Raw genomic sequence first — 12,104 nt, forward strand, 5'->3', positions numbered from 1 at the left:
TAAAATTATTGCCAAAGAGAATCCTTATGAGGATTCAGCCCTTGCGGCATATCAGAGCCAGGGCAAGGCGGAAACGCGCCGCCCAGGAGAGAGACCGCCGCCGGGGGCGGATTTGACCGATTAGCACCACTGAGAAACAGCCTATCTTTTCAGGGAGACTATCGGAGGAATCAAAATGGCATTGACGGAAAAGGACTTGAAGCAGATAACCCAGACCATCGAAGAGGTGGGCAGGAGAATCATGAACGAGGGGCGCAAGGCAGACAGGAGCGCATACAAATCCACCGAAAGGCGGCTGAGAGCCTACCCCACCCTCAAGGACAATATCCAGCGCTATGAAGCAGACATCAAAGATATTGCCCGGGAGGATATGGGCAAATCAGCAGATATCGTTATCTTCCAGTCCCATAGCGGGAAAGCCCCGGAGCGGGATTTGGAAGAACTTCGCCGGGAGAAAATCTTCTCCCTCACAGAACGCCTATACCGGGATAGCCGGGAGGTGGGGGAGATAGAGACCGCTTTGGACTATATCAAGAATCAGGAATACTATCGCATTGTGCCCATGATTTACTTCGAGGGCAAGAGCCAGAAGGAAATAGAGGTGGAGCTGCATTGTGACAGATCAACCATCTGGAGGAATCGCAAGGTGCTGGTGGCAAGGATGAGCGAAGTCCTCTATGGGGCAGATGCACTCTGAGGCTTGATTCAAGGCTTGCTTTCAGCTTGCACACCCAGAAGCAAGCTGCAGGCAAGTTACCAGCAAGTTAAAATCTCCAGCGCTTATGCGGGCTGGTGGAAGCGAAAGACTGGAATCGGCAAGTTACAGGCAAGTTAGCTGCAACACACTGCTGAGAAATCATGCAACATACATGTGAAAAAAACTGTGATATACTAGGGGTGTGGAAAAAGTGTAGCCATTTGGAGACATCGATTCTGCTCCCTAAAGGATATGGAGAAGAGCACAGACTTGAAATCTGTGCTCTTTTTCTTTGGCTGAAAGGCGGTGAAGCGTGCTTTGGAGGTTCACTGTGACAACAGGAAGTGTATCTATCACGACACTGCAGCAGATATGTGCTGCAGTGAGTGCGTGACCTATGAGAACAGGCTTTGCATGACTTACTCACGAAAGGGTGAGACAGCAGGGCTGATGCAGCCAGACTTCAAGGCACGCTGCCACAAGCACGGCGGCGGGAAATACAAGTCTGACCGCGTGAAACGGATTCGCTAGGCACCCCCCGGGTGTCGCGGGTCCTCCTGGGGCCAATCAGCCACACGGGTCTGCGAGTCGCGGGCCTTTTCTGCGCGAAATCAAAAAAATCTGGTTGACAATCTGACCAACAGGAAAGGAGGTGGCAGGGTGCCAGATGAAAATGGTTCGCACGCGCGCGAAACAGAAGAAGAAAAGTTTATTTTCTCAACCAACGACACCTGCCAATTCTTCCAAATCTCGCGGGAAACTTTGTCAGCCTGGCAGAAAAAGGGCGCTCCCAAGGAAGGCCGGGGAAAATGGAACATCAAGGCCCTCATGGAATGGCGCTACACCGGCAAGCACGTAGAAAGCCCGGAAACCCGCAAGCTCAAGGCTGAGGCGGATTTGAAGGAGGCCAAGGCCGCCCAGGAAAAAATCAAACTGGGCGTGACCAAAACCGAATTTATCCCCGCCGCGCTGGTTCAGAGTGAGCTGACCCGCCTGCTGGCCAACGTGAAGAAGTCTTTGCTGGTGGTGGGCCACAATGTGGCGGCAGATTTGGCCGCTTTAGATGCAGAAGTAGTAACTATCGCAAAGAACGAAGTTGACAAGCGCATAAATGACGCGCTGCTGGAGCTGTCAGAAGGGAGGCTGTACCGTGGCAGGGCGAAGAAAAAAGCGAAGAAATGAGCTGGAATATCCTGAGTGGATAATGAACGCCCTGGCGATGCTGAAACCCCCGGAAAAGCTGACCGTCTCAGAGTGGGCGGATAAATACCGTGTCCTCTCAGAACTGGATAGCGCGTCCCCTGGGCATTGGCGCACCAGCAAGACCCCGTACCTCAGGAAGGTGATGGACGCTTTCAACGATGATTTTGTTCACGATATCACCTTTTGCGCCGGTTCGCAGCTGGGAAAGACATCGGCAGAGCAAAACATGATAGGCTATGCCGTGGCGCAAGACCCCGGGCCTATGCTCATAGTCTACCCATCGGAAAAACTGGCAAAATTCACCTCAGAAAAGCGACTGCAGCCCCTGATCCAGCTAAGCCCAGACCTGTCACAACACTTCAAGGAGCGGGAAAGCAAGGATTTGGAGCTGGCTTTTGACAGTATGTATATTGCCCTCACCGGGGCAAATAGCCCCTCAGACCTGTCAAGCCGCCCTGTGCGCTATGTGTTCTTTGACGAAATCGACAAATTTCCGAAATGGACGGGGGCGGAAGCTGGCCCCCTGGAACTGGCAGCAGAGCGCACAAAGACATTTTACAACTTCAAGATTGTGAAAGTCTCCACCCCCACACTGAAAACTGGCAACATCTGGCAAGGCTGGCTGAATGCAGATGTACAGTATAAGTATTTTGTGCCCTGCCCTCATTGCGGAGAAATGCAGGCCCTTGAATTTGGGCAGGTGAAGTGGCCGGAGGGGGCGGACGAAAACGAGGCCAAAATGGCGGCTTACTACGAATGCAAGCACTGCCATGAGCCTATAGATGACCGCCAGAAGCCTGCCATGCTCAGAGCCGGGGAGTGGCGGGGGGAGAGGAAAAAGAGCGGGCGGGCCGTGAAAGTGGCCTTCCACCTCAACAGCATCTATTCCCCCTGGCTGAACTTTGGCGATGTAGCGGCGAAGTTCATTGCAAGCAAGGATGAACCTGCCCTGCTCATGAACTTTATCAACTCATGGCTGGCAGAGCCGTGGGTGGACAAATCCAGCCGTCTGCATTCGGATGTGGTCATGGAAAAGCAGTTGCCTTATGAGCGGGGCACAATGCCTGCTGAAGCCCAGATTCTGACAGCTGGCATTGACGTGCAGCTGGATCACTTCTGGTATTCCGTTCGCGCCTGGGGGCCGCACCTCACCAGCTGGCTGGTGGATTATGGGAGATTGGAGACCTGGGCAGACATAGAAGCCATGCTGGATAGGAATTACCCGGATACAAACGGGGAAATCCACAACATCAATCTGGCCTGCATGGATTCAGGCTACAATACCGACGAGGTTTATGCCTTCTGCGCTCATCACATGGACGTGCTGGTGCCCACCAAAGGTGCCAGCAACCCGCTGAAATCCCGCTACAATGTCACGATTCTGGATAAAAGCGTGTCCAGCTTTGGCCTCAGGCTCTATACCATGGACACAGACCAACTAAAGAACTTTGTGGCCTCACGTATGAGCATAGATGCCGGAGCGCACGGCAGCTGGAATGTCTACCGTGACATTGACCGCGAATACTGCGACCAAATCTGTTCAGAGCAGAGGGTGGAGCGCAAGGATAAAAAAGGCCGTGTCTCCATAGGCTGGGAGAAAATCAGCTCCCACGCCGCCAACCATCTGCTGGACTGCGAGACCAACAACATTTTGGCTGCCGAAATCATAGGAGTGAGATACCTCATAGAGCCGGAGATAGAGGCAGAGGAAGAAGAAACCGAAGAAGAACCCCAGGACTGGCTGGGAGTGCGAGAAGATTGGCTATGAGAGCCGCCTGTAGTGGGCGGCTTTTTATTATGCCCATGAAAGGGGGTGAACAGTTTGGAGGAATTGGAAATTTTACGGGGCCAGCTGGCAAGCGTGAGGGAAACCATTGCTGCCATTGAGGGCGGGGCCCAGGAATACCAGATAGCTAACCGCCGGATCAGCAAGGCTGACCTGGCCACACTATATAAGCGTGAGGCAGAACTAAAGGCCAGCATTGCCCGCCTGGAAGACGGCGGGGTGTATTTCGCTGAACTGGGGCGGCTATGAACATTCTTGAGAAAGCTATAGCTTTAATTTCGCCACAGTGGGCCTGCCAGCGGGCGTTTTACGCTGAAAGCCTCAGAAGTTACGAGGCCGGGGAGGTGTCGCGGTTCAATGATGGCTGGATACCTGTCAACACTGACACGGAAAACAGCGAAAAATCCCAGCGCGACCTCATCAAAGCCCGTGCCCGCTATCTGGAAGACAACAGCGACATAGCGGGGGCGGCTATTGGCGGTATTGTGCGCAATGTGGTGGGTACGGGTATCAAACCCCAGGCCCGCACCGGTGACGATGACCTCAACAAGCAGATAGAAGCCTTGTGGGCTGAGTGGTGCAGGGCGGAAAACTGCGACATTACCGGGCAGCAGACTTTTGAAGAGCTGCAAGCCCTGCTTTTGCGCCGGAAAGTGGTTGACGGGGAGATTTTCATCAAGAAAACCGTGAACCGCCGGGGTAAATTCCCCCTTAGGCTGCAGATAATCAAGTCTGACCTGCTGAGCCAGTACATGATTACAGCCCCCAAAACGGGCAATGTTATCCGTTCCGGCGTGGAATTGGACAACTATCTGAAGCCGGTGGCCTACTGGATAGACAAGAAAAGCCCTGATGGCTTTATCCAGTATGACCCAGACCGCATTCCGGCAGGGGAAATAATCCACCTGTGGACGCGGAAACAGCCTGACCAAATCCGTGGAATCTCAGATTTAGCCCCCATCATCAAGCGGCTCAAGGATACACAGGATTATTTGGACGCTGAGACCGTGGCGGCAAGAATCGCCGCCTGTTTTTCCGTCTTTATCACCACTCAGGACGGCACGGCTGGCAAAATTGGCCGTATCGGCAACACCAAAGACCCGGAAAACAAGAAACTGCAATCCTTGCGGCCCGGTATGATCAAATACCTGGCGCCCGGGGAGAAGGTGGAAACTGCCAACCCTTCCCGTGGCATGGCCAACGCGAGGGATTATGTTGCTATCCAGGAGCGATTGGCGGGGGCGGGCCTGGGCATGAGCTATGAACTCATGAGCCGGGACTTCGACAAAGCCAGCTTTTCCAGCGCACGGCAGGGAATGCTTGAAGACCGCAAGACCTTTGAGCCTATGCAGCGCTATCTGGCAGAGCACCTGTGTGCTCCCGTCTATCGGGAATGGCTGGATTTGTGCGTGATGGCTGGCCTGTTGCAAATCCCTGATTACTACGAGAACAGGGAGAAGTATCAGGCCTGCGATTGGGTGACACCCGGCTGGGCGTGGATAGACCCCAGCAAGGAAGTCAATGCCGATATCATAGCCCTGCAGAACGGGGGCAAAACCCTTGCCCAGTGGTGTGCAGAACGTGGTTACGATTGGCGCGAACAGCTTGAACAGATGGCACTGGAGAAGGAAACGGCAGAGGCTATGGGCCTTACCCTGGCAATTCATACGCCTATCACCGTTCAGGCAGCTTTAAGCAACCATGCGAATGCCGCCGGGGGCGGCGAGGAAGAAAGTGAGGAGGAAGACGATGGAACCAAAAGCGAAGACCAGGAACAAGAATGAGCCGTTGACCCGTGACTTTCGCGGGGAAATCTCCTGCCGCGCGGCGGGGGAAGAACAGGACAACCGCACCGTTGACCTGTCTCTTTCCAGCGAAGAACCCTATAGGCGCTGGTTTGGTAATGAGATACTGCTTCATGAAGCGGGAGCCATTGACCTCACCCGCCTGCAGGAAATCGGCGTTATGCTTTTCAACCATAATTCCTACAGCGTAATAGGAAAAATCCTTTCCGTGGAGCTGGATGAAGGAGAGCATAAGCTGAGGGCGGTGGTTCAGTTTGATGAAGACGAGGAAAGCGAGAAAATCTACCAGAAGGTTAAGAGCGGCACCCTCAAGGGCGTATCTGTTGGCTACATGGTGGAGGAATGGGAAGAAGTCCAGGAAGATAAAAAGAGCGAAGATGGCCGTTTCGAGGGCCCTTGCTACATTGCCAAGAAATGGATGCCCTATGAGCTTTCGATTGTTTCCGTGCCTGCTGATCCCACCGTAGGTGTAGGACGAAGTTTGGATAATGAGCCTGAAGAAAGAAATGGAGATGCAAAAATGGACGAAAACATGAAGAATCCCACCCAGGGGGAACCGGAGACTAAAGCACAGGCACAGCCTCAGCCCCAGCCCCAGGTAAATGAGGAGGAAGTAAAGAGCGCAGCCGTACAGGCAGAGCGTCAGCGCGTCAAGGAGATTGATGGCCTTTGCCGTCAGTTTGGCATGGATTCTGCCAAATTTATCGAAGAGGGCACCACCGTGGAAGCTGCCCGCGCCGCCGTGCTGGAACAGCTGGCCAATGAGCGCAAGCCCCAGCAGGTAAACGTACAGGCAGACGAAATGGACAAATTCCGTTCCGCTGCCATTGATGGCCTTGCCATGAGGGCGGGCCTTGCCATCGAGAAGCCTGCTGCCGGTGCTGATGAATTCCAGGGCAAGCGTATGCTTCGCCTGGCTGCAGAGTGCATCGAGCGCGAGGCTGGCAAGAACACCAGCCGCATGAAGGATGAAGACCTTGTGCGTGATGCCTTGACCGGCACCGGCGCTTTCCCCGGTATCCTCTCCAACGTGGCCAACAAGTCCATGGCTCAGGCATACCAGGCAGCGCCTACCACCTACCAGTATTGGACTGCCAAGGGCAGCAATTCCGACTTCAAGGACGCTACCCGCTATCGCCTGAGTGAAGCCGATACACTTGAGAAAGTGAACGAGAACGGTGAATTCAAGCACGGCGACCTCACGGAAAACTCTGTGAAGACCTCTATTGCCACCTATGGCAAGACTTTCAGCCTCACCCGGCAGGCCATTATCAACGATGACCTGGGCGCACTGAAAACCCTGCCCTCTATCTATGGCGCTGCCTGCCGCCGCATGATTAACCAGATGGTCTACAAGCTGCTGGCAGACAACCCCGTCATTGAAGGTAAGACCCTCTTCCATGCAGGCCATGGCAATCTGCAGAGCGCAGCCCTCACCGTGGCAGGCCTGGGCACCATCAAGGCAGCTATGGCCAAGCAGAAGAATATCGGCGGCAAGGAATTCCTGAATATCCAGCCTGCCTATATCCTTGTGCCCGTGGAGCTGGAAGTTACGGCGGCCCAGCTGATTCATTCCGTAGTGGATCCCAGCAAGAACAACGCCACCGTGAACCCCTTCGCCAACAAGCTGTCTGTGGTTGCTGACCCTGAGCTGGCTACGGCAAATGAATTCTACCTTGTGGCAGCTCCAGGCCTCATTCCCACCGTGGAAGTCACCAGCCTGAACGGCAATGAGACCCCCACCATGGAGAGCGCCGTGCAGTTTGACACCCTGGGCATTAAGTGGCGTATTTACCACGATGTGGGCGTGAACCTGCTTGACTATCGCGGAATCCAGAAGAGCGTTATCAGCTAAGGAACAGGAGGAAGAAAACATGGCAAAAGCAATTTACACGCAGAAAGGCGATAATATCGACTTCACTGCATCTTCTGATGTGGGCTACATGGACGTTGTGCCTCTGGAAGACAGGGTGGGCGTAGCCCTTGAGGATATCCCTGCCGGGAAGACCGGCACCATCACCTTGACGGGCACCTTTAAGATGCCTGCCGGGGCCGGCGAAATCAAGCAGGGCGAGAAGGTGTACTGGGATGGCACTAACGAGGTGGTCACCGCCACGTCTTCCAGCAATACCTTTGTTGGCTACAGCGTCATTGCCAAGCCTGCCACTGCCGACACTGTCAGCACTGCCTACACCAGCGTCAGGCTGGGGTGATGTCTTTCAAGGATATGGTGGCGGCAGATATTTCTGCCGTCTTCCTCAACCCGGACGAATTCGGGGAGACCCACACCCTTGAAGGCAAGGAATGTATTTGTGTAGTCTCTGGGGACTTGACCGGGGACAGGAAGGCAAATGTCCAGGGCGGAAAACGCACCCCGGAGGGCCTTCATGGCGATTATGTCACTGTCTGCGTGAAAACCTCAGACCTTAGCAAAATTCCTGCAGAGGGCACCCCGTTCCGCATGGATGGCAAGCGCTATGTGGTGGATAAATGCACCGAAGATATGGGCATGCTGACCATCGAACTGGGGGCCTATCGCATGAGAGGCGGCGCATTTGCATGATTGAAATAGATGCCAGCGAAATCGCAAAGGCTCAAGAACTATTGCGGGGGCTGCCGGGGGCGGCTCAGAAGGCGGCTAATACGGCAATCCGCAAAAGTATCCGGGGAGCCAAGAAGGACGCAACCCAAAAAGCAAAAGAGCGCTACACCATCAAACCCACCTACATCACGAGAACCATGAAGGTATCTTTCCAAGGGGGCGGCGCTGTGCTGACCTCGCGGGGGCGGGTGAACGACCTGGCATATTTCAAGCATAAGCCCACGGCTGTACCAAAGAGACGGCCCCCACGGGGCAATTACCTTTACAGCCAAGTGGTGAAGGGGGAGGGCGGCACCATTGCCCATGCCTTCCTGGCTAAGATGAAATCTGGCCATGTGGGTGTGTTCCGGCGCACGGCAGGAAGCAGCAGCCTTCCTATTGCCAAGCTGTCCGGCCCATCGACCCCGCAAATGTTGGAAAGCCCCTCTGTGCGTGAGTTTGTAGAGACTAAGGCGCAGGAGAGGCTGAGTAAGGAACTGGATAGAGAGGTGAGAGCCTTCCTTATGGGCTATAGAAGATGACCCCGGCAAGATTGGTACAGGCCGTCACGGCAGAAATAAAAGAAGCCGTGAAGGACTACAAAATGAAGGCTGAAGGACAGGAAGACAAAACCGTCTCTGTCTATACTCAGCATATCCCTGATGAAGACTTCGAGAACGACACCTATTACCCGCTTGTAATCGTAAGCTGGCAAGGTACGGAGGATACAGAAGACGGCTCAGAAGCCGTCATAGGCCTCACCTTTGGTATTTACGGTGAAGACGGGCAGGGGACAGATGGGGAAGGAGCAGACGGCAGAGGCCCGGGGGCGTGGCAGGACTTGCTTTCAATCATGGAGCGGGTACGGCAGCGCCTGCTGATTTTCCGCATATTGGACAATCGCTTCCGCCTTACCCTTCCCGCGAAGTTTGAGACCATTGAAGCCCAGCCCATTCCCTTCTGGTTTGGCTATGCAACCCTGAGGTATCAGGTGGGCCAGCCGGATCAGCACATGGAAGCAGACTGGTACAAGATTATGGAGGAGTATATCTCATGAGCAAAAGACAGGAAGCCAAAGAGCAGGAAGTAAAAGCGCCTGCTCAGGAAAAGCAGGAGGTGCAGCAGGCGGAAGCGCCTGTTATGTATCTCGGCCCTAACGTCCTTTCCAAAGGTTTGAAGACCTACACGGTTTACAAGCAGGAGCCTGCTGAACTGATTCTGTCCTTGCAGGCAGAATTCAAGACCATCAACCGGCTCTTTGTTCCCGTGGCGGCAGCAACCCAGGCTATGGCGGATATCCAGAAGAAGGGCACCCCCATCAACCTGGCATATAAGGAAATGAAGCAGTAAGAGGAAGGAGAAAAATATGTCTTACAAGCATGGTATTTACACCGGCGAAGTGGCCACCAGCCTGGTGCCCATGACCCAGACTGACAGCGGCCTGATTATCGCTTTCGGTACGGCCCCGGTACACCTGGCAAGCGACCCGGCAGCGGTGAACACCCCTGTACTCTGCTACACCTACGCTGAGGCAGTGGCAGCTTTTGGCTATTCCGCTGAGTGGGACAAGTACACCCTCTGCGAAGTTATGAAAACCCACTTTGCCCTGTTCAACATGGCTCCCATCGTGCTGGTGAACGTCCTGGATAAGGACAGCCACAAGGCAGCTGTGACCCAGGCAGAGTGCAATCTCACCGACAAGGTGGGCACCATCACAGACCCCGCCCTGCTGGAAGGTATCAAGGTTTACGCCGCCACCGACGGTGAAGAGCTGGTGGCAGACACCGACTACACCGCCGCCCATGACGATGACGGCAATCTCATCATCACGGCCCTCTCCGGCGGCGCGATCGCAAGCGCTTCCAAAGTGTACGTTTCCTACACGAAACTGACCCCTACCACCGTGGTGCCTGCCGATATCATCGGCGGTATCGACATTGCGACCAACAAGGCAGAAGGCCTGGAGCTGATTGATGAAATCTATCCCCGCTTTGGCCTTGTGCCGGGTATCATCATTGCCCCCGGCTGGAGCAGCAACGTCAACGTGGCAGCAGTGATGAAGGCCAAAGAGCATAACATCTGTGGTCACTTCAACGCCATTTCCATCTGCGACATTCCCACTGAGACGGTGAAGACCTACACCGCCGCCAGCGAATGGAAGAATGCCAACATCGGCGCTGACAAGGACTGCATTCTCTGCTGGCCTCTCTTGAAGCAGGGCGATGAAGTATTCCACCTGTCCACCCAGCTGGCCAGCGTGATGAACTACACCGACGCGCAGCACGACGATATCCCTTATTATTCCCCGTCTAACAAGTCCCTGCAGGCCAATGGCGCTTGCCTGGCAGATGGTACGGAAATCTACCTGAACAATGCCCAGGCCGCCTACCTCAACGGGCAGGGTGTAGTAACAGCGCTGAACTTTATCGGCGGCTGGAAGTCCTGGGGCAACCGTACCACGGCCTACCCCTCCAACACTGATGTGAAGGACAACTTCATTCCTATCCGCCGTATGTTCAACTGGATTGGCAACACGCTGATCACCACCTTCTGGAACAAGATTGATGACCCCATGAACAAGAGGTTCATTGAGACCATCGTGGACAGCGCCAACATCTGGCTGAACGGCCTCACGGCGAAAGGTGCCCTCCTGGGCGGGCGTGTAGAATTCCGCGAGGATGAAAATACCACCACCGGCCTGATGGATGGCATTATCTACTTCCATGTCTACATCACCCCGCCGTCTCCTGCCCGTGAGATTCATTTCGTGCAGGAGTATGACCCGGATTATATCTCCACCCTGTTCGCGTGATGAAAGGAGAAAGCAATGGGAAACATTAACATTGTGCGCGATAAACTCATCAACTTTGAAGTCTTTATCGCTGGTGGCCGCAAGCTGGGCATGGCAGACATCACCCTGCCCAGCATCGAGTATAAGACTGCTACCCTGTCCGGCGCTGGTATCGGCGGTGAGATTGAAATGCCCACCCCGGGCCACACCGCCAGCATGGAGCTGGAAATCAATTGGCGCACTCTCAATGAGGATGTGACCAAACTGCTGGCCATGAAGGCCCATGATCTGGAAATCAGAGGCTCCAATGAGCAGTATGATGCAGGTACCGGGGAAATCAAGAGTGAGGCCGTCAAAATCAACGTGCGCACTCTGCCCAAAAAGAGCGACACAGGCAGCTACAAGCCTGCTGATCACACTGACACCAAATCCACCCTTGAGATTATCTATATCAAAATTGCGGTGGCTGGCAAAGTGGTGCTGGAAATCGACAAGCTCAATTACATTCACTTTGTGGATGGCGTGGACTTCCTTGCCAGCGTAAAGAGTGATTTGGGCCTGTGATAGGAGGATAACATGGCAGAAAAAGAGACTAAGGACGTGGAGGCTGTAGAGACTGTGAAGGAAGAGAAGAAGGAACTTGACTTCTCAGATCTGGAAGCCAAGCTGGGCGAACTCAACGCCCAGGCCTTCATGGATGCAGAGCGCGCCTGCCGCATGAAAGCAGACGCAACCCCGGACATCACCTATAGCGCCGGATTCAGAGCAAGGCTGGCAGCCCGCGCCCTGGGCGTGGACTTCAAGGAAATTCAGAATTTGCCCATTCCCGTATTTGCAGAAATCACGGCAAGGGTGCTGAATTTTTTATTGTCGTCTTCGGCCGCCAAGCTGATGAATGGCGAAGGGTAATCAGCCCTGAGGCCATTTTCCTCCCAAAGGAAGACAGCCCCACCCACAAGCTGAGAAAAATCATATTTGCCTTGCGGGAGACCGGCAGCATGGAATATTGGCAGAACCAGACCCTTAGGGAGTTTGGGGACTGGATGGAAGTGCTGAAGGAGGCCAAAAAATAGGCAATAAAAAAGCCCCGCCGAAAGGCGGGGAAACATCAGGCAGTTTTGAAAAACAAGCAGATAAGTTTGTAAGCAATACCGGCAGCGAACCCAAGAACAGCTGCACCGATTATCAGAGCTAGGAAAAGTGTGATACCAATCATGTTCCTGACCCCCTTATGTTGCTGA

General features: G+C 54.2%; 15 protein-coding genes. All 15 read left to right on the forward strand.

Going from position 1 to position 12,104, the window contains the following annotated elements:
- Positions 1–175: 175 nt before the first annotated feature.
- Positions 176–697 (forward strand): hypothetical protein, encoded by a 522-nt coding sequence (locus P159_RS0107585; protein ID WP_029542906.1) that lies wholly within the window; start codon positions 176–178, stop codon positions 695–697.
- Positions 698–1,003: 306 nt separating this feature from the next.
- On the forward strand, positions 1,004–1,228 hold the full coding sequence (locus P159_RS20600) for a hypothetical protein (protein WP_185753669.1): 225 nt from the start codon (positions 1,004–1,006) through the stop codon (positions 1,226–1,228).
- 129 nt (positions 1,229–1,357) lie between these two features.
- Positions 1,358–1,879 carry a hypothetical protein gene (locus P159_RS0107595; protein ID WP_029542908.1) on the forward strand — a complete coding sequence of 174 codons (522 nt, stop codon included), beginning with the start codon at positions 1,358–1,360 and terminating at the stop codon, positions 1,877–1,879.
- Positions 1,848–3,668 carry a terminase gpA endonuclease subunit gene (locus P159_RS0107600; RefSeq protein ID WP_051650225.1) on the forward strand — a complete coding sequence of 607 codons (1,821 nt, stop codon included), beginning with the start codon at positions 1,848–1,850 and terminating at the stop codon, positions 3,666–3,668. Before P159_RS0107595 ends, P159_RS0107600 begins: the two co-directional genes overlap by 32 nt.
- A gap of 54 nt (positions 3,669–3,722) precedes the next feature.
- Complete coding sequence (locus P159_RS18565; RefSeq protein ID WP_051650226.1) at positions 3,723–3,935, forward strand: hypothetical protein; 213 nt, start codon at positions 3,723–3,725, stop codon at positions 3,933–3,935.
- A gap of 95 nt (positions 3,936–4,030) precedes the next feature.
- On the forward strand, positions 4,031–5,470 hold the full coding sequence (locus P159_RS0107610; RefSeq protein WP_185753670.1) for a phage portal protein: 1,440 nt from the start codon (positions 4,031–4,033) through the stop codon (positions 5,468–5,470).
- Positions 5,436–7,346, forward strand: coding sequence for a prohead protease/major capsid protein fusion protein (locus P159_RS0107615; protein WP_051650228.1), 1,911 nt, complete (start codon positions 5,436–5,438; stop codon positions 7,344–7,346). Before P159_RS0107610 ends, P159_RS0107615 begins: the two co-directional genes overlap by 35 nt.
- 19 nt (positions 7,347–7,365) lie before the next feature.
- The gene (locus P159_RS0107620; protein WP_051650229.1) at positions 7,366–7,704 is read left to right on the forward strand and encodes a DUF2190 family protein; all 339 of its coding nucleotides are present in this window, start codon (positions 7,366–7,368) and stop codon (positions 7,702–7,704) included.
- On the forward strand, positions 7,704–8,054 hold the full coding sequence (locus P159_RS0107625; protein ID WP_051650230.1) for a hypothetical protein: 351 nt from the start codon (positions 7,704–7,706) through the stop codon (positions 8,052–8,054). The genes P159_RS0107620 and P159_RS0107625 overlap by 1 nt, the downstream gene beginning before the upstream one ends.
- The gene (locus tag P159_RS19315; RefSeq protein ID WP_051650231.1) at positions 8,051–8,614 is read left to right on the forward strand and encodes a phage tail protein; all 564 of its coding nucleotides are present in this window, start codon (positions 8,051–8,053) and stop codon (positions 8,612–8,614) included. The genes P159_RS0107625 and P159_RS19315 overlap by 4 nt, the downstream gene beginning before the upstream one ends.
- Positions 8,611–9,129 carry a hypothetical protein gene (locus P159_RS0107635; RefSeq protein ID WP_029542922.1) on the forward strand — a complete coding sequence of 173 codons (519 nt, stop codon included), beginning with the start codon at positions 8,611–8,613 and terminating at the stop codon, positions 9,127–9,129. The genes P159_RS19315 and P159_RS0107635 overlap by 4 nt, the downstream gene beginning before the upstream one ends.
- On the forward strand, positions 9,126–9,422 hold the full coding sequence (locus P159_RS0107640; RefSeq protein WP_029542923.1) for a hypothetical protein: 297 nt from the start codon (positions 9,126–9,128) through the stop codon (positions 9,420–9,422). Before P159_RS0107635 ends, P159_RS0107640 begins: the two co-directional genes overlap by 4 nt.
- Positions 9,423–9,438: 16 nt before the next feature.
- Positions 9,439–10,884: a phage tail protein gene (locus tag P159_RS0107645; protein WP_029542925.1), complete on the forward strand. Its 1,446-nt coding sequence runs from the start codon at positions 9,439–9,441 to the stop codon at positions 10,882–10,884.
- 15 nt (positions 10,885–10,899) lie between these two features.
- Positions 10,900–11,427, forward strand: a complete 528-nt coding sequence (locus P159_RS0107650) for a phage major tail tube protein (protein ID WP_029542927.1) — start codon at positions 10,900–10,902, stop codon at positions 11,425–11,427.
- Positions 11,428–11,439: 12 nt separating this feature from the next.
- On the forward strand, positions 11,440–11,772 hold the full coding sequence (locus P159_RS0107655; protein WP_029542929.1) for a hypothetical protein: 333 nt from the start codon (positions 11,440–11,442) through the stop codon (positions 11,770–11,772).
- Positions 11,773–12,104: the final 332 nt, after the last annotated feature.

The organism is Selenomonas sp. AB3002 (assembly GCF_000702545.1).
Classification (GTDB): Bacteria; Bacillota; Negativicutes; order Selenomonadales; family Selenomonadaceae; genus Selenomonas_B; species Selenomonas_B ruminantium_A.